The sequence below is a fragment of the Neobacillus vireti genome, from assembly GCF_036962345.1.
Lineage (GTDB): Bacteria > Bacillota > Bacilli > Bacillales > Cytobacillaceae > Neobacillus > Neobacillus vireti_A.
This window is the reverse complement of the sequence record NZ_JBALNB010000006.1, coordinates 43,026-61,999: the sequence shown is the minus strand read 5'-3', so window position 1 is coordinate 61,999 and position 18,974 is coordinate 43,026. Positions and strand designations below refer to the sequence as shown.

Sequence of the window (18,974 nt, the reverse complement as noted above, 5' to 3'; positions counted from 1 at the left end):
GTTTAAGAGAATGATTTCTGTTAAAGAAAAGCTGGTAGACAACAAAACGGTGATTGGAACCTTTAGCAAGTTTTCAAGTCCCGTTTCCTCTGAAATTCTTGGGTATCTTGGATTTGATTTCTTAATTCTTGATATGGAGCATTCTGCGCTCGATTATCATCAAGCAGAGGATTTAATCCGAGCTGGTGATGCTGCGGGAATATCGACCATTGTTCGAGTTCCAGGAGTGGAAGAAAGCCCAATTTTGCGGGTATTGGAAGCGGGAAGTCAAGGTATACAGGCTCCTGGTGTAGATACAATGGAAATGGCAAAAAAAGTTGTAGAGGCTTCAAGATATCGTCCGATTGGAAAACGTGGCCTTTCATTTTCTACTCGTGCAGCACAGTATACGATTAAGAATAAAGATGAGCACATGATCGATTCAATGGCAAAACAATTGGTAACTGTTCAAATTGAAAGTAAGGAAGCTGTTGAAAATGTAGAAAAAATCGCAGCGGTAGAAGGAATTGATGTTATATTTTTAGGACCTGGTGATCTAAGTAATTCACTGGGAGTACCAGGACAACTGAATCACCCGCTGGTTCAGGAAGCAATGATCAGACTTTGTAATGCCGCACAGGAGAATGGTAAAGTAGCAGGTACATTCGTTGGCAACCATGAACAGGCTTTGAGAGCATTTGACGCTGGAGTACGTTATTTGGTGTTTGATAATGATGTTGCCTTCTTTGCAAAAGGGGCCCAATCAGTTCTTGAAGAACTAAGAAATTCTATTTGATCATAAATATGGGGGGTTAATATGAGAGCAGCTCAATTGAATACAGTTCCTGAATCGAAGGGACCATGGTACAAGGACATTACAAAGCAGCAATGGAAAGCACTTATTGGTGCATTTCTTGGCTGGGCACTCGACGCATTTGATTTCTTACTCTACAATTTCGTAATTGTTACATTGATTAAGGAGTGGGGGTTAACCACAGCAAGTACAGGATTAGTAGCTTCGGTTACAGTGGTTGCTTCAGCACTTGGCGGAATGGTTTTTGGTCGGGTCGCCGATCGTTTTGGTCGAATGAAGGCATTAACCCTAACGGTACTAATTTATTCGGTTGCTACCGGGTTAAGTGGTTTATCTCAAAATATTTGGCAACTTATGTTGTTTCGTCTTTTCGTCGGTTTAGGAATGGGCGGAGAATGGTCCGCTGGAGCTGCACTAATCTCTGAAACTTGGCCAAAAGAACACCGCGGAAAAGCAATGTCAATCATGCAATCAGGATATGCATTTGGTGGGTTATTAGCTGCATTAGTAGCTGGTCCTATGATTCAAGCATTTGGATGGCGTTCCGTGTTTTTTATTGGGATCCTTCCAGCACTTCTCGTATTCTGGATTCGTAGACATGTAAAGGAACCAGAAATTTGGACAAGTAATGAAGAACAGAAAGGAAAGGCAGTAACAAAGTCATCCTGGTTCGATCTATTTCGTGGGAATTTGTTAAAGATGACGATTATCGGTACTCTTTTCTGTATTATTGGTTTGGGTGCAAGCTATCCAATTTCAATTTGGCTGCCAGCATATTTAGGATCACCTGAGGCAGGTGGCGGGGCTGGATTATCGGTTGTTAATGCCTCACTGTATATGATTCCGTTCTATTTAGGCAGTATTGTTGGCTACGTAATATTTGGTTTTCTAAGTGACAAAATAGGTCGGAAAAAGAGTTTTGCTTTGTACTTTTTAGGTGCAGCCATTGCCATTCCTGCTTTTATCCTTGTAGGTGCTGATAATCTTATCGTATTCTTTATATTAATGGCTCTTGTTGGTGTTTGCGCTGTTGGATTTTATGGTGGTTTTGGTACCGTTTTGGCGGAAATGTATCCAACAACTTTACGTGGGTCAGGTCAAGGATTCGCATATAATTTTGCTCGCGGAGTTTCAGCATTCGCGATCACAGGAGCTGGTGCAATTGCCATGACTGTGGGAATAGGAAATGCTCTTATTTATTCTTCGATACTTTTTATTATTGCAATCTTTGCGACGCTACTTTTGCCTGAAACAAAAGGAAAAGAATTAGAATAAAAAAGACCTAAGAAAAAGCTTTTAAATAAAAGTTTTTCTCAGGTACAAAAATAAAAACATACACTTAAATAATAGTACTTTTTGAGAAAAATTTCAAGAAAATAGAGAGTATGATGGTCCTTAAGATGGGGGTTGTCTTAAGGATCATTATTAATAATGTACTATTGATATTATATTGAAATATTATTGATGTTCGAAATAGAGATAGAATTATAGAAATAAAAACTAACAAAGAAGTTGGAGGTACACCATGTTTGATAATAGTGATCCACGTGCAACGTTAATTAACAATGCCGTTAAGAAGGAAGTACATACAGAGCTTTCCGATGCGGAATATGGAAAGTTTTATGAAATGGAACCTGTTGAAAAAGAAATTAATTCAAATACTTGGTGGCTGCGGGGACAGAATTACTTTATTGCATATACAGATGCAGGCAACGGAGCAGAGTTTAAAAGAAGTCATCAAGTAGACGAATATGTATTGATTCTCCCAGATAAAGAGAGTCAAGCGGTGGTAACCTGGGGAAATCAAGAAACAATCATTGATGGTTTTAGTATTGTCATCATTCCACCAGGAGAAAGTGAGATTCAATTACTAAAGGGAGGAAAGGTCATTCGTTTATTTAGCTCAGCGAATACGGATCTTGAAGAGCTCCCAACGAACAAGTCTTCCTATCGTATACCACATCCTAATGTCTCATTACTAGAAACATGGCCTGAACCGAAAGAGGGTTATAGGGTAAGAGCTTATAGTCTGGATGTACCGAAAGAAGAAGGGAGATTTGGACGGATTTTCAGATGCTCAACGTTTATGGTGAACTTTTTAGATCCTTATGAAGGACCACGCGATCCGTCTAAAATGTCCCCACATTCACACGACGATTTTGAACAATGTTCGTTGGCCATTGAAGGAGAGTTTGTCCATCACCTACGCTGGCCATGGTCAACGGATATGGCTCAATGGCGTCCGGATGACCACGAACATTGTGCAAGTCCATCGGTGGCAGTGATTCCGCCTGGAGTTATCCACACGACTCAGGCGATAGGATTAGGAATAAACCAGTTAGTTGATATCTTTTGTCCTCCGCGTGTTGATTTCTCAGAGAAAGACGGATGGGTTCTAAACGCTGACGAATACCCTATGCCATAACATTTATATTCAAAATTTTGTTCGAGAGGGGAATTATAAATGTACGAAAAATTACTTGAAGGTGCCTATGATCTGCACGTACATACTGGACCTGATATTAGCAAAAGAAGTTTAGATGACTTTGATTATGCCGAACGTTTAAAGAAAATTGGCATGAAGGGCTTTGGTATAAAATCACATTATTTTTGTACTGCAGAAAGAGCCAGGCTTGTGAAAAAGCTTTATCCTGATTTGAATCCAATTGGTGCCATTACTTTAAACAATTCCGTTGGAGGAATTAATCCTACCGCAGTTGAAATGGCAGCGAAAGACGGTGCAAAAATTGTCTGGATGCCAACTTTTGATGCTGAAAATGAAATTCAATATATGTTCAGTCAAACCGGATATGAAGAATTACCGCCATGGGCACAAGTACAGTTCGAACGTCGCAAACAAGGTAAATCACAAATGGGAATCACCATTTTTGAGGATGGAAAACTGAAAGAATCCGTTCATGAGGTCCTAAATTTAGTTGCTGAAAATAATCTTATCTTGGCAACCGGTCATTTAAGCAAACCTGAAATCTTTGCTCTTGTTTCAGGTGCAAGGGACCATGATGTAAAAAAAGTAATGGTCACTCATCCAACATTCTCGTCGATTGCCTTGACTAAAGAGGAACAAAAAGAATTGACAGACTTGGGAGCCTTTATGGAAGAGTGCTTTGGCTGCATCACCCCGGAATACGGAACTACTTGGGAAGAAATATATGAGCATATCCGTTTTATTGGTCCAGAAAGAATCATTCTTTCTTCCGATCTCGGTCAGATGAATAATCCGTTTCCAGATGAAGGGCTCATCACTTTTGTTAAAAATTTATCAGAAAGTGGTTTTACAGATACTGAAATTAGAAGAATGACGGTTGAAAACACTACTTTTTTTGCAGAGGGATAATCTATTAAGTTTATAGAAATTTAACCTTCAAAGCGAGGGAAAAAAATGAATATACTGATCGTTTATGCTCACCCAGAGCCAACATCCTTTACAGGTGCGCTTAAAGATACGGCAGTAAAAGCACTTCAGTCTGCTGGCCATAATGTTGAAGTATCGGATCTCTATGGCGAAAAATTTAATCCAGTGGCCGGGAGGCATGATTTCCACACGGTATCGAATTCATCCAGATTTCATTATCAGGATGAACAGCTTTTTGCAAGCCAGAATAATGGCTTTACAGATGAAATTGTACGGGAGCAGCAGCGTGTTCGAAAAGCTGATATGATGATTTTTGTTTTTCCTTTATGGTGGGGTGGATTGCCGGCCATTCTTAAAGGATGGTTTGACCGAGTGTTAGCATATGGGTTCGCCTATGCAGATGGTCAGCGTTTTTCCAACGGACGGTTCTTACATCGCAGGGGAATCGCTTGTATCTCAACAGGAGGTTCAAAAAATCGTTTTTCAGATGAAGATGTTTACGGGGATATTAAAAAAGTTCTTTATCCAATTAATCGTTGTTTGTTGGAATATCTTGGCCTCGAAGTGATAGATCCATTTGTTGCATATGCTGCACCAAGAATGGATGAGGAGAATCGGAAAAGATATCTAAGTTCTTGGAAAAGGCAGATTCTTAATATCGTTGAAGATTCAGAATGGCAGGACCGAGTCAGTAACGATTTGGAGTTCGAAGAAAGAATGAAAAATAGTAATGAACATGGCTGGAAAATGAATCGGTAGGTCTTATTCATTTGAGGACGAAATGATTGCACATGAATATAAATATCTTCGATAAACAATCGAGATATGGTTTAGATAGAGGATATGATGATGGAATTTGAACATTTTCCAATTTAACATTTTAAAAGGAGCCTAGAGGAGATGTTTTTCCATTAGGCTCCTATTTATTTATCATAAACAAAATGGATGGTTAGAATTAAATTTTTAAAGATATTGCGTGTAAGTAAAAATCACGAAATGCCTTTATTATTTTAAGGAAAATAGAGATGTTCCTCCTAAAAAAGGGTATACCATTATGGAAGTATTTATTTAGGGAGGCAAATAAATGAAGTGGAAAGGAAGACGGCAAAGCACAAACATTGAAGACCGAAGAGGAATGGGGATGGGCGGTAAAACCATGATTGGCGGCGGTATTGGCAGCGTCATTGTCATTATCCTCTTTACATTACTTGGTGGAAACCTTGGAGATTTAGTAGGTAATCCGCCACCCCCTAATGGTTCCAATTCAAACGCTCCAATAAATGTTACCCAGCAAGAGCAGGAACTGGCTGATTTTGTCTCTGTTGTTCTGGCGGATACAGAGGATGTATGGTCGCAAGAATTTGAGAAAAGGGGACTAAACTATGAAGAACCTACTCTCGTTTTATTCAGGGACAGTGTCCAGTCGGCATGTGGAATGGCCAGTTCTGCAGTAGGACCGTTTTATTGCCCTGGTGACCACAAACTTTACATTGACCTGAGTTTTTATCAAGATCTAAAACAAAGATTTCAAGCACCTGGTGATTTTGCTATGGCATATGTCATCGCTCATGAGGTTGGCCATCACGTTCAGACCATTTTACATACAGCTGACCAAGTATCACCCGAACAGAAGAATACAAATGAATATTCCGTTCGATTTGAATTACAGGCAGATTATTTGGCGGGCGTTTGGGCAAATCATGCTCAAGGAAAGGGCTACCTTGAAAAAGGTGACCTTGAAGAAGCGATGAATGCAGCAAATGCTGTCGGAGATGATACTATTCAGAAGAAGGCACAAGGCTATGTAGTTCCAGATAGCTTTACTCATGGAACCTCCGAGCAGAGGGAACGTTGGTTTTTGAAAGGTTATGAAAATGGCACGATTGAAGGTGGAGATACCTTTGAAGCGGATAATCTTTAACGGATATAAAATTGGTCATCAACTTCATTATTGATGACCTTTTCTTTGCTTTCGATTGAGTGATTGGTACTCATCAGTTTCAATTAAAATCATACATATTTCTTTCTGCATATGTGTAACCGATCCACCTTTTCATGTATAGTAGAGTAGGACCTAAAAAACGAATAGTAGGTTTTTAATAGAAGGTGGAGGATATGGATGAGAAGAATTATTTTGACGACAGAGAGTGGTGCAGATTTACCAGTAGAGTTAGCTGAGAAACATAATATTCAAGTGGTCCCGATGCACGTGATCATGGATGGGCAGGATTATTTAGATGGTTCGTTGCCTGTAACGGATATTTATGATTACTACGAGAGAACAAAGAAAATACCCTCTACCACATCGACAAATTCCCATGAATACCTTGAATTTTTTACGAAGATAAAAATTGAGTATCCTGATTGTACGATCATACATATTGGTTATACTTCAAAGGCGTCTTCTTCCTTTCAAAATGCGATCATCGCAACGGAAGAATTGAACGATATTTTTCTAATAGACGCTTTGAACGTTACGGGAGGATTAACGGCCATTGTGATGTATGCGGTTAACTTGTTAGAAAATGACCCTTCGATTGACCCAGTTCGCTTAGTTGAAAAGATTGAATCAATTGTCCCTAAATCAAGACTTGCTTTTGTTCCCGGAAGCTTAGATTTTTTAAGAGCAGGTGGACGAGTTAGTAATCTAGCTTATCTCGGTGGTGCATTGTTAAAAATAAAGCCCCGAATTGAACTTGTTGATGGTCACCTTGTTTCAACAAAAAAATATCGAGGGAATATGGAAGCTATTTCAGAAAAACTCATGCAGGAATATTTAAATCAATACAATATTAATAGAGAACAACTTTTTCTCCTATACTCGATCGGCCTTGATGAAAAAATCAAGCAGAGGATGGATGTTGTCGCAAAAGAAGCTGGTTTCGAAAATGTAAAATGGATTGAAGCTGGCGCAATGATATCTACTCATGCTGGACCAGGTGGAGTCGGAATTGCAGGGTTAGAGGTTTAGGAGTACCATTACCTATTAATACAATGAAAGGCTGATTAGATGAAAGTAGCAATTTTTGATTTTGATGGAACTTTATTTCCTAAAGAGACTTTTCCTCTTTTGATGAGTCATTTGAAGAATCATCCGATTCATTTTCAGAAGTATCGGAATTTCTTTCTTAGGATTTTACCGGTTTATCTTGCATATAAATGCAAACTTTATCCCGAACAAAAAATGAAAGAGTATTCCATGAGAAGCTATATTGCTTCTTTTGGTTCATCTCCAAAAACAGAAATTGATCAGTTTTTTTCCCAAATTGGCGGGATTATGAGTCAGAACCTTAATGAAACCATGTTGCATAGACTTGCACAACATAGAAATGATGGCTACTACACGATGCTTGTCTCCGGAGCTTATGATTCACTCCTGTATTCAGTCACGAAAAATGTTAATTTTGATTGTATCATTGGAAGCAGTATCCCGTATCATGATGAAAAACTGAATAAGAACACTCCCGTAAACTATATTTACGGTGAACGCAAAACAGAATTTATAAATGCCCACTTATCGAGTTCCGATGTAGACTGGAAAAATAGCTTTGCATATGGAGATAGTTATAGCGATTTAAATGTTCTTGAATTAGTAGGAAATCCTGTAGCAGTTAACCCAGAACCCCGTCTTTTGGAATTAGCGAATCATAAGAAGTGGGAAATTATAAAAGAACCAGTAAAAAGTTTAGTCTAATCGTTCGATATTAGATTTCTCTTCAAAAAAGAGTCTCAAAGGACATGTTCCCTTGAGACTCTTTTTTTCAATATTAATGCCGAATTACGTTAATCCAATTGAACTATTTTTTACATCGACCTTACATAATGTTAATTTTGGACTCTTTAATTTGGTTATTTATGGTATATTTTAGTTTAATAGAAAGGAGATGTAGTTGTGCTCTTGAAGAAATCTTACATTGCAGGAGAGAAACATGGAGTTTCCTACGTGAATGGAAAAGTGAAATTCCAAGGTGTTTCATTAAATGTATATAGTTACTTCGTAGATGGTGTATTAATCGATACGGGTTCTCAATCTTTACATAAATATTTTCAAACCTTTATTGATGTATCTGATTTTGATCAAGTCATGATTTCACATTTTCATGAAGATCATACTGGCTGCGCGGCTTATATTGAAAAGACAAAGAACGTGCCAATCTATTTACATGAAAAAACGATTGAATATTGTAAGAAACGGGCTGATTATCCTTTGTATCGGAAGCTTTTTTGGGGGAGTAGAAAGCCATTTCAGGCTATGGCTATGCCTGAAAGATTTTCATCTAGAAATGCAACATGGGAAGTAATTGATACGCCTGGGCATAGCTTTGACCATAAAGCCTTTTTAAATCAGACTACAGGGCAGCTATTTACAGGGGATTTATTTGTACGTGAGCAGACTAAAGTGTTACTAGAAGAAGAAAGTATCCCTGAAATCATTCATTCATTGGAGCGGGTGTTAACATATGATTTTAAAGATGTGTTTTGCAGCCATGCTGGGCTTTTGGAAGATGGCCGTACAGCGCTTGAACGAAAACGTGACTATTTGATATCCATCCAACAAGATGTTTTAACTTTACATGAAAAAGGGGACACAGCTGAAGTAATCCGAAACAAGCTCTTTCCAAAACAATACCCGATTGTAAAACTTTCTGGTGGAGAATGGGATACACTGCATATTGTTAGGTCAATCCTGAATGAAAGCAAGCAGGTTAAAAAATAGTACATTTTTCCTCGGCAAAGGGGGATGTAGGTTTCGACCCAAAAAAAAGACCATTTTGATGGTCTTTTAAAAAAGCAGAACAGTTGTTGAAGAATGAATAAAAATCCTTTCTTCAGGCGAACCGTTATTTAGCTGTTATGAAAAATTTAGACCCTAAGCGAGCCACGGAACCCTCTGGCACCATAGTAAGAGTCCGCACCGTTGTGATACACGAAGACAGTCCCGAAGCGAAAATCGCAAAAAAGCGCACCGCCAAGTTTTCTAATATCAGGGGGAGTTAGTACCCAGCTTGACGTTTTCTTATCGAAAGCTTCAAGTTTCTGTAACGTTCGATATTGTTCTTCCGTTAATAGTTCAATACCCATCGCAGCTGCCATATCCATAGCACTATTTTCCGGTTTATGTTTTTTTCTAGCATCCAGTGCTTCTCGGTCGTAACAAACACTTCTGCGGCCTTTTGGGCTTTCGGCTGAACAGTCACAAAAAATATATTCGTCAGTCATTTCATCATAACCCACAACATCCGGTTCCCCTTCGGTTCTTTCCATTTCATAGAGCGACCACAGCTTTTGAGGATTAGCTTCCAGTTTTGCCTGCACGTTTGCCCACTCAAGATCTTGATGGCGGTTCATGTGTTTCTCAAAACGGGCTTTCAATGTACGAAGTAATTCTTCATGCTGTTCTAATGACAACTCTTTTACATCACTGGTTTTATTACTATTAGTCATATTATTTTCCCCTTTGTTTTTTATCGATTGGTTTATGTATTTGATATTTATTATCGCTATAAAAATAGCCAATTAATCAGCTATGGTCCAAGATTTATTTTATATTCTACCATTACCCTGTTTCAACTAAAAAGCTTGTATTAATGATAATAGATGGCAGACGCTTTCATTGCGAAGGGGTCTGCCATTATTTTTACGATCCTTTTGCACGTCATTACAGATTTCAATGGTCAATTCCGGTCAATTACTTTAACACCTTTATAGTAAACACTCTTGATCTTATTAATATCTGTAATCTCCAGTCCCGGAACACCCTCAGCTACTAAAAAGTTTGCATCTAAACCAACTTCTAATCTTCCAAACTGATTTTGTTTTCCTAATAACTTAGCGGGATTATTTGTTAGTAGCGCTAGAATCATGTTTTCATCGTATTTATGTTTCTTTAAAAGCTGCATCGCTGGCTGTGCAATGAGCATTAAAACATCTGGACCCTTCAATGATTGATTAGAAAATGGCAGCCAGGAAGTTCCTTGGTAAGGAGGTAGATAGGAGTCTGTTGATATCGATACAGGAATTTCTTTTTCGAAAAATTTGAGAATTTCCTCAGGTGAGTTTGGTTTTAAATGTGTACCACCCATTGGTGTGGCAACAATTTCAACTCCTTGATTTGCTGTTAAATCAATTTGCTCATCTGTAATTCCATGTGCATGATGCAGAACATCGACTCCTGCTTCTAAGGCGATTTTGATTCCTTCCTCACCAGCAACGTGGGCACCAATTCTTTTTCCTAAAGTGTGATAAATTTTTACAACCTGTTGCAATTCCTCTAACGTATATATAATATCTCCAGCTCGCGGTACTTCTTTTTCAGTAAAGTTTGCCGGTGTCGCATTGATAAAGATATTTTCACCCGGATAATCACTTTCAAGAGCGATCATTTGCACCAAAACAGGATCGGTTAAATCGAATTGGGTCACTCCTCGCGATTGTGTGATTGACGTGAAATGAGCCAAGTTTTCGAAACCGATGGAAATACTAGTTGTTGCAAAAGAAATATCAAGTGGAAGATCAAGAACGGCTTTTTGATAATCCTCTTTTGAAAAATTACAAAGCGGATGACCGCAGATTTGCTCACCAAGTGCCGTGATACCCGATGATAATGCATGAAAAAGAATAGCTTTTGCAGCTAAAAAATGAGTTACAGGCGTAACGGGATAGAGAGAGGTTGGTGCAAATTCCAATAAGTGAGTATGACAATCGACCAAAGAGGGAGTAATCACATAACTAGAACAATCGACCACATCCATATCTGGGCATCTCTTTTTCAACTTTTCCCAGGGACCAATCTCAGCAATCTTCCCATTTTCGATAACCATTGCTCCGTTTTCCACTGTCTTTAAGTCGCTGACGGTCACGATTTTCTTGCCTCGAATCATATAATTCATCATTCATCACACCAAAAATGGAGTTAAAAAATACCCCAATACACATGCTGTAATAAATCGCAGAATCATCCCGATAATAGCAGCTTCTAACGTCTCTCTTTCATTTAGACTGGATGTTTCTGCCCAGGTGGCAGGCACCTGCCCAAAAATAACGGATAACGGCAGCCCTGAATTTGCTAGGACAAAGGAGCCAACGACCAAACGTGGATCAATGGTGCTAGCTAGGTCCGCTAACTGTGCAACCGCAAGTGTCGGAGCAGCGAGAATGGACACAATTCCGGTAGCTGGCTCAATACTTAAGAAGGTAAGAACAGTTGAAAGGTTTGATTCAATGACGCTCCAAACACCAATGAATTTTAATGCTCCAATAAAGAAAAAGACGGCAGCAACGGCTGGAATAATAATTAAAAACAGCAGTTCGACTCCTTCTTTAGCCGATGAGAAGATGGTCTGTAAAAATTTTGTTGTTGGCGTGAAGCGTGGTAAATCTTCGAGCTCTACTTTCTTGGTATCACGATAAATTGTTCTTGATAAGAGAAAAGGTACGACAATGATGGGAACAAAAATTGAAAGTATGACTAGTGGAAAGGCATTGATGTTGAACGCTGAAAGGGCAATGAGTCCCAATACAAAGGTTGCAAACGATTGCGGCGATTGAATCATCGTGGCTACAGCAATTTTTTGCTCGGCTTTGGTTGCATTTGCTTTGACAAGAATCGGTCCAGAGATTTTTCCGGCCGCGTTAATATCACCGAGGATATTATAAACACTCGGAATGATAACGGCTGGATTGATTCTAAACCATTTCATGATTGGGACAAATAATCGGATTAAACCATCCGTAAATCCTAGACGTTCCAAAATCCTTCCAACAATAACGCTTACAATAATGGCGATTCCTACTTCACTTGTTAGAAAAATATCTACGACGATGGGTTTTACTTCTTTAATAATCGTATCAAAAAGGGCGGAAAGTGAATTTGGTGCAAATAAAAGAAGAATCAAAGACCCAAAGACTAACAATATTCCAATCACTTCAAAATGATGCCACTTTGATCGCGGTGATTTTGAAATTGGTACTTGTTCCTTCTCCATACAAAAACCTCCTGACATTTTATATATACATTATGTCTGGGCGGAAAATTGGTGTTTGTCAGAAGGGAGTATCGGTTAAATACAAAAAACCGTACAGTTCTTACAAAAGACCGTACAGTTCTTACAAAAAAGTGTACAGCTTCTACAAAAATCCATACAGCTTCTACAATATATACATGCAGCTATAATTAAAATTACAGTCCCGTGGCGAAGCTTACTCTTCATTTATTGTAGAGTAAGTTTTTTTTCAAAATTTGCTTGACGGAACGACAAATAATGGAATATATTTTAATTAACGATTAACAAATTGTTAATTAAAGGAGCGATGTAGATGAAAACCAATCAACAATTTACCACACCAGATGGATATACGAGTGATATTGCTGTCTTTACAATTACATCAGAGATTATTGGGGAGTATAAGCCGCCGCTAAAAACATTGAAAATAATGCTGATAAATCGTAGTGAACGTGATCATGAAGGCAATCCCAACATTGAAGCAGGGAAGTGGGCGCTGCCAGGGGGATTTGTTCGCCCTGGCGAGACAGCGATTCAAGCAGCAGAACGCCGGCTATTGGAAGAAACAGGTGTCGGGAGATTAAAAATTAAACATTTTGGCACCTACGATAACCCTGGAAGAGACAGCCGGGGATGGGTTATTTCAAATGCACATTATGTTATTGCCAAGGAATCAGCTTTAAAAAGTCGGAAAACAACCAATGACGCAGCTGATATTCAACTATTTTCGATTGAAGAAGCCCTGGGTCTCGGGCTTGCTTTCGACCATCGCCAAATTATAGATGACGCGATTTGGTTTATTCGCAAGGATATGGCGCTAACCACCCTCGCGAAGCATTTTTTACCTGAAGAATTTGTGCTTTCTGAATTGCAAGGGGTTTTACTAACAGTTTTGGATGACCCGTCAATCTCGACAGATGCTGCATTTTATAGAAAAGCACCAACACTTCCGTTCCTAGAAGCAGTGTCAGAAAACGGAAAGCTGAAGAAATCCAATCGTTATTCGAAAACACCAGCACAGCTTTACCGCTTTAATGAAATTCAACCGATTGTATCCGTATATCGAAATAAACAACAAGGATAAAGGAGAGAGTGTAATGGGAATATTTAGAAACTGGTCTCGTTTTGAAATGGGCTGGTTATTTACCTTTACTTTGGTGAACTTGTATCTATTTTTGGCATGGGAGGATTCGCTTATTGGCTTGATATCTTCCCTCAGCGGAATGCTTTGCGTCGTTTTAGTTGCGAAGGGGAAAATTGCAAACTATTACTTTGGTATTTTCCAAACGTTAACGTACGCTTATATTGCTTACGGTTATAATCTTTATGGTGAGGTGATGTTAAACGCACTGTTTTATTTCCCCGTTCAATTTATCGGGATCTATTTATGGAAAAGGAACAAAACGGTGCAAGCTGTGAAAGGGGAAGATGTAACCGTTCAAAGCCTTACAAGAAAAGGTTGGATTTATACGATTGGATTGATTGTGATTTTTACCATCGCTTATGGATTCTTCTTAAAATATCTAGGCGGCAAGCTTGTTTGGACAGATTCAGCCACAAATGTATTATCGATTGCTGCACAAATATTGATGTTGAAGCGGTTTGCGGAACAATGGCTGCTTTGGATCTCTGTTAATATCTTATCGATTTTTTTATGGCTAACAGCTCTCCTCACCCAAGGTGGAAATGACTTTTCAATGTTGGTCATGTGGTCAGCATTCCTAATCAACAGCATTTACGGATATATCAACTGGAGAAAACTATACAAAAAACAGGTAAAGGAGGCGGCGTAAATGACAGTCGGTTTTTTCGGAGGGAAATTCCTGCCACTGCATCTTGGTCATGTGTATGCCATCGTTCATGCTTCAGCAATCGTTGATGAACTTTATGTGGTTTTATCTCATAGCGAAATACGTGACAGAGAGCTGTGCCGGAATACGAAAATGAACTTTATTCCCGCTCAAATACGTTTGCGCTGGTTATCCCAACTAACAAGAGATATGCCACATGTAAAAGTAGTTAGCATTGAAGATAATCAAGATAATGATAACTATAACTGGACAGAAGGGGCACAATTAATTAAAAAGGCAATAGGAAAACCAATTGATTACGTTTTTAGTTCCGAAATTGAATATAATGATATTTTTAAAGAATTATATCCTAATGCCATCCACAAACTGATTGATCCAATGCGTACCCATGTGAACATTTCAGCCACTGCGATTAGGAGAGAAGGGGTGTTCCGTCATTGGGAGTTCATTCCTGACCTCGTCAAACCCTATTTTGTAAAAAAGATTGTTGTGGTGGGAACAGAAAGCTGCGGGAAATCAACGTTGACGAGAAACCTAGCCAGGATCTACAACACCACTTATGTAGAAGAATATGGCCGAACACTCTGTGAAGAATTAGGCGGCTGTGATGGGATCATGATAAAAGAAGATTATCAAAAAATTGCCTATGGACACAAAATGGCGGAATACAATGCCATTGAGAAGGCAAATAAAATCGTCTTTATAGATACAGAAGCGATTGTGACGCAATTCTACTCAAACCTCTACAATGATGAACATCAACCAGTGCTGGATGAAATTGCAAAACTACAAGACTACGACCTTTGGTTATTCCTAGAGCCCGATGTAAAGTGGGTAGATGATGGGTTAAGGGTTCATGGGGAAGAAAATGTCAGAGTTAAAAATAATCATGACCTTAGGAAATTATTAGATCGGCAAGATATTGAGTATAAAATCTTAAGCGGAAACTATGAAAATCGATTTAATGGTGCTATAGAAAGCATTGAAGGATTAATGCAGTAGAAATCACACTCAGGCACTACCAAAAAGGAGAAGGGTCCCACCAAAGAGACACGGCATAAAATGGTGTCTCTTTTTGTGTATTTTCAGAATTTTTTTATTTAAATATATTGACAGTAAAATAAATATTATTTATTATAATAATCAGATAAATAATATTTATTTTAAAAGTTTTAAGAGTTTACTTTAAAAAGGCAGGTGTTTACTTACCAATTTATTTCACAAATGGAAGCGTTTCCTTTTTAATTAACCTCTAATCCTTATAAAAATAATCTATCTCATTTGGAAAGTTCACATCAAGATTGGAGAAGAGGAAGTGGTCAAACTGAAAGCGAAAAATAGAAGTGAACAACTTGTTCATGATCTTGGCAGGAAAATCGTGACTGGGGAAATACCTCCAGGAGAACTATTACCAAAGGTAGAAGATGCGGGTGAAATGCTTAATGTTAGCCGGACAGTAGTTCGTGAGGCTTTAAGAGTATTATCTACAATGGGACTTGTCAGGTCTAATCAAAGAGCAGGTACTGTGGTACTTCCGCGTTCGGATTGGCAATGGTGGAATCTTGATGTATTAACATGGGTGCTCGAAGACGAAAAGAATACCGATTTTTTGGTGCATTTAACCGAAGTGCGATTAGGGCTTGAACCTACAGCTGCTGCATTAGCGGCTAAAAGGGCAACGGACCAAGATATGGTAAAAATAAAAGACGCTTTTGAGCGATTAGAACTATCCATCGGCGATGAAAGGGCATGGGCAAGTGCTGATTATGATTTCCATGAAAGCATATTACAAGCTTCTCACAATGATCTCATCATTAACACAGTTAAAACCCTTCGAAAAGCCCTAGTTATAAGCCGCGAAAAAACGCTAGAAGCATCAAAGAATCTTCCCGAATCACCATATGATTCGCCGACACAAGAAGTATTTAAAAGACACCGAGTTATTTATGATGCCATCATAGCACGGGATGAAGAGTTAGCCAGGCAAAAAATGACTGATTTAATCCTGCGGGTAAAGAGAATTTTGGAAAAAATATATGGTTTTCAAGACTGAAAATATAAAAATTAAGGGTATGAGAGGAGCAAGAAAAAATGGGATTACAAGTGGTACGATTTGAAAAGGAAAATAAACAGCAATGGGGAGTTGTTTCAACCGATCAAATTCTCGTATTAAAAAATAGCTATAACTCTTTGGCAGAATTTTTAGAAACAGGGGCCGAAGAAGCAAGGAAAGTAAAAGAACAAGGAACGAGTGAATCTGTTGAATTGGATAAGGTGACAATTTTAAGTCCAGTAACGAAACCAGCAAGGATCGTTTGTCAGGGGGCAAATTATTCTTCACACCGTGCCGAATCTGGAATGGAAGCAGCCCGTCCACCTTATAACATGATTTTTAGTAAGGCTGATAGTTCGCTTAGTGGTGCATATACCGAAATTATTCGTCCGTCCCATGTTCAGCTCCTAGATTATGAAATTGAGTTAGGGCTTGTCATTGGAACAGAGATTACCGAAGCGGTAGAAGTAACAGATGAGAATCTTCATGAATATGTTGCCGGGCTAGTCATTTTTAATGATGTTTCCGCTCGGGATGTTCAACTAACGGAAGGACAATGGTTAAAAGGGAAAAGCTACCGTACATTTGGACCTACAGGACCATTTCTATACCTGCTTGATAAGGAAGAGGCAGCCCTCATTCATGATCTAAATTTAAAATGTTGGGTAAATGATGAATTACGCCAATCAACGAACACCAGTCAACTGATTTTCAAACCGGCAGAAACGATTACAGAGCTTTCAGAAACAATGGATCTTTCAAAAGGTGATTTAATCATCACTGGTACAACTGGAGGTGTCGCATTAACTCTTACTCCAGAAATGTTAGGAACGATTTCAAGTCCAGCAGTTCCGTACCAAAAGAAAATGGATTTATTTGTGGAAAACCAAATTAATAATGGGAAATACCTCAAAGATGGAGATGTAGTTCGTTGTCAAATCAAGAGTTCAGATGGAAGTATCGACCTTGGCGAACAAATAAACAAAGTAGTAGCAAGTAAAGTAACCGTTTCTTAAAATTAAAAATCAATAGCTGGGATTTATACCCAATCCCAGCGTCCCTTTTATCAAAGCTATTAAGGATATTTACTTTGAGATGAATAAAAAGGCTATTTTTAATTCCAACTTATGAATCCGCTTTCATTGCAGTTTTTATACACAAACTAAAAAGAATGATAGGGGTATGATGGATGAAAAAAGAAAATGTAGATGTTGCCATTGTTGGTTACGGGCCGGTATCTAAGCTATTAGCTACTTTACTTGGTCAAAAGGGTTGGAAAGTCGGTGTATATGAAAGATTCCAAACATCCTATCCTCTGCCGCGAGCTGTTCATTTCGATGATGAAACAGCGCGGATTTTGCAATCAGTCCTTCCTGCAAGCGAGATTGATAGAATTACTCAGGTCGCAGATGACTTTTATGAATGGTGTAATGGTGAAAGGCAAAATCTTTTAAAATTGGATTTTTCTAGCTTCGGTGCTTCTGGGTGGCCAGGTCATATGTTCTTTAATCAACCTGAACTTGAGAATCTATTAGATGCTGCCTGCTGCAACCAGCCTACAGTCAATGTAAATCTAGGGCATGAAGCAATTGGTCTTACAGAATTTGACGATAATGTAGAGCTAATCGTAAAGAATCAACAGGGTGAAGAGATCCAGATTACTGCAAAATATATTGTGGGCTGTGATGGAGCCAATAGTTTTGTTCGTAAAAATATCGAACATACAATAACGGATCTTGGATTTGCTGCCGATTGGCTTGTGGTAGATATTATTCCGCAAGTAGAAAGAGAATGGAAACCAATGAATTTGCAAGTATGTGATCCAGCACGGCCTACGACAGTTGTATCAGGCGGCCCCGGTAGAAGGCGCTGGGAATTCATGGCTCTTCCAGGTGAAACAAAAGAAGACCTTAACAAGGAAGAAATGGCATGGAAGTTATTGGAGCCTTGGGATATTACCCCTGCGAACTCTGTGTTAGAACGACACGCAATCTATACTTTTAAGGCACAATGGGTGGATGAATGGCGAAAGGGAAGAGTGATATTAGCTGGGGATGCTGCACATCTAACTCCGCCATTCATGGGTCAAGGAATGTGTGCAGGACTTCGTGATGCGAAGAATCTAGCATGGAAACTCGATTTGGTCCTCAAGGGTCTTGCTAATGACAATCTTCTCGATACCTATACGAAAGAACGGATACCGCATAATCGTGATGTAGTCGAGGCAGCTTTATTTTTAGGAAATGTCATTTGCGTAACCGATCCAGAAGCTGCTGCCAAACGGGATGAAGCATTTTTCACGGGCAGTGTTCCACCTATGCCAGAATTTCCATTTTTGACGGATGGCATTCTCTATCAGCAAGGCAAATACACGGGGAAACTCTCATTTCAAAGTCAGGTGAAGTATCAAGGCAAAGAAGGGTTGTTTGATGACCTAGTTGGGGATGGATGGATTGTGATGAGTCCAATTGATGATCCGAGGAAGGTATTGAGTGAAGAACAAATCAGCTTTCTTGAAAACATAGGTGCAAAATTCATTCAGGTTTCAGAATCTTCCGACACAACACAGGAGTCTTCAAATCTAGTGGTCGATGTTGATGGTAACTACAAACAATATTTTATTGAAACAGGATTAGAGGCTGTTCTTGTTCGTCCAGACTTTTACATTTTCGGGGGTACTGAAGTTTTAGCTGAGTTTCCTTTAGTCGTTGATAATTTAGTGAAACAAATGGATCAATTCATAAATACAGCAACTGCGAGATAACCAATATTGGGGAATATTCGTTTCTATTGCAGCTACTGTACCAGCATAAAGGATGGGGATCCTTTAGCATACGTTTCTGAATTACTTGAGGGCAAATCAGAAACAAATTTTAATAGACTCGGCTAAAAGTCTAAAAAGTAATTATACTATGTTTTTTTGTAAGAATGCTAATGAATG

General features: G+C 38.8%; 18 protein-coding genes. 15 read left to right on the top strand and 3 right to left on the bottom strand.

All coding sequences use genetic code 11. The annotated features are described in order from the left end of the window. Positions 1-10: 10 nt before the first annotated feature. The 9 genes from V7108_RS06550 to V7108_RS06510 all read left to right on the top strand — a co-directional run bounded on the left by V7108_RS06550 (position 11) and on the right by V7108_RS06510 (position 8,883). A complete protein-coding gene (locus V7108_RS06550; protein WP_335567633.1) occupies positions 11-775 on the top strand; it encodes an HpcH/HpaI aldolase family protein in 765 nt (254 codons plus the stop codon). A 21-nt stretch (positions 776-796) separates the two neighbouring features. After that, complete coding sequence (locus tag V7108_RS06545) at positions 797-2,068, top strand: MFS transporter (protein WP_335567632.1); 1,272 nt, start codon at positions 797-799, stop codon at positions 2,066-2,068. Between the two features lie 250 nt (positions 2,069-2,318). After that, positions 2,319-3,218: a hypothetical protein gene (locus tag V7108_RS06540; protein ID WP_335567631.1), complete on the top strand. Its 900-nt coding sequence runs from the start codon at positions 2,319-2,321 to the stop codon at positions 3,216-3,218. Between the two features lie 39 nt (positions 3,219-3,257). Further along, positions 3,258-4,148, top strand: coding sequence for a DUF6282 family protein (locus V7108_RS06535; RefSeq protein WP_335567630.1), 891 nt, complete (start codon positions 3,258-3,260; stop codon positions 4,146-4,148). Between the two features lie 45 nt (positions 4,149-4,193). Further along, on the top strand, positions 4,194-4,925 hold the full coding sequence (locus tag V7108_RS06530; protein ID WP_335567629.1) for an NAD(P)H-dependent oxidoreductase: 732 nt from the start codon (positions 4,194-4,196) through the stop codon (positions 4,923-4,925). A 325-nt stretch (positions 4,926-5,250) separates the two neighbouring features. Further along, positions 5,251-6,087 carry a KPN_02809 family neutral zinc metallopeptidase gene (gene ypfJ, locus V7108_RS06525; protein WP_335567628.1) on the top strand — a complete coding sequence of 279 codons (837 nt, stop codon included), beginning with the start codon at positions 5,251-5,253 and terminating at the stop codon, positions 6,085-6,087. 198 nt (positions 6,088-6,285) lie between these two features. Continuing rightward, a complete protein-coding gene (locus tag V7108_RS06520; RefSeq protein WP_335567627.1) occupies positions 6,286-7,137 on the top strand; it encodes a DegV family protein in 852 nt (283 codons plus the stop codon). A gap of 39 nt (positions 7,138-7,176) precedes the next feature. After that, positions 7,177-7,860: an HAD family hydrolase gene (locus tag V7108_RS06515; RefSeq protein ID WP_335567626.1), complete on the top strand. Its 684-nt coding sequence runs from the start codon at positions 7,177-7,179 to the stop codon at positions 7,858-7,860. Between the two features lie 198 nt (positions 7,861-8,058). Continuing rightward, on the top strand, positions 8,059-8,883 hold the full coding sequence (locus V7108_RS06510) for an MBL fold metallo-hydrolase (RefSeq protein ID WP_335567625.1): 825 nt from the start codon (positions 8,059-8,061) through the stop codon (positions 8,881-8,883). Between the two features lie 146 nt (positions 8,884-9,029). On the opposite strand, the gene V7108_RS06505 is transcribed toward V7108_RS06510, so the two are convergent. The 3 genes from V7108_RS06505 to V7108_RS06495 all read right to left on the bottom strand — a co-directional run bounded on the left by V7108_RS06505 (position 9,030) and on the right by V7108_RS06495 (position 12,151). Next, a complete protein-coding gene (locus tag V7108_RS06505) occupies positions 9,030-9,611 on the bottom strand; it encodes a DUF4256 domain-containing protein (protein ID WP_335567624.1) in 582 nt (193 codons plus the stop codon). A gap of 230 nt (positions 9,612-9,841) precedes the next feature. Next, a complete protein-coding gene (locus V7108_RS06500; protein WP_335567623.1) occupies positions 9,842-11,056 on the bottom strand; it encodes an amidohydrolase family protein in 1,215 nt (404 codons plus the stop codon). A gap of 6 nt (positions 11,057-11,062) precedes the next feature. Beyond that, the gene (locus V7108_RS06495) at positions 11,063-12,151 is read right to left on the bottom strand and encodes a hypothetical protein (protein WP_335567622.1); all 1,089 of its coding nucleotides are present in this window, start codon (positions 12,149-12,151) and stop codon (positions 11,063-11,065) included. 331 nt (positions 12,152-12,482) lie between these two features. Between V7108_RS06495 and V7108_RS06490 the strand changes: the two genes are divergently transcribed. The 6 genes from V7108_RS06490 (at position 12,483) to mhpA (ending at position 18,797) form a co-directional block, all read left to right on the top strand. Further along, a complete protein-coding gene (locus V7108_RS06490; protein ID WP_335567621.1) occupies positions 12,483-13,253 on the top strand; it encodes an NUDIX hydrolase in 771 nt (256 codons plus the stop codon). A gap of 13 nt (positions 13,254-13,266) precedes the next feature. Then, positions 13,267-13,962: a nicotinamide riboside transporter PnuC gene (gene pnuC, locus V7108_RS06485; protein WP_335567620.1), complete on the top strand. Its 696-nt coding sequence runs from the start codon at positions 13,267-13,269 to the stop codon at positions 13,960-13,962. Continuing rightward, positions 13,963-14,982 (top strand): multifunctional transcriptional regulator/nicotinamide-nucleotide adenylyltransferase/ribosylnicotinamide kinase NadR, encoded by a 1,020-nt coding sequence (gene nadR, locus V7108_RS06480; RefSeq protein WP_335567619.1) that lies wholly within the window; start codon positions 13,963-13,965, stop codon positions 14,980-14,982. 313 nt (positions 14,983-15,295) lie between these two features. After that, on the top strand, positions 15,296-16,033 hold the full coding sequence (locus V7108_RS06475) for a FadR/GntR family transcriptional regulator (protein ID WP_335567618.1): 738 nt from the start codon (positions 15,296-15,298) through the stop codon (positions 16,031-16,033). Between the two features lie 38 nt (positions 16,034-16,071). Then, positions 16,072-17,049 (top strand): fumarylacetoacetate hydrolase family protein, encoded by a 978-nt coding sequence (locus tag V7108_RS06470; RefSeq protein ID WP_335567617.1) that lies wholly within the window; start codon positions 16,072-16,074, stop codon positions 17,047-17,049. A 173-nt stretch (positions 17,050-17,222) separates the two neighbouring features. Then, complete coding sequence (gene mhpA, locus V7108_RS06465) at positions 17,223-18,797, top strand: bifunctional 3-(3-hydroxy-phenyl)propionate/3-hydroxycinnamic acid hydroxylase MhpA (protein ID WP_335567616.1); 1,575 nt, start codon at positions 17,223-17,225, stop codon at positions 18,795-18,797. Positions 18,798-18,974 lie beyond the last annotated feature (177 nt).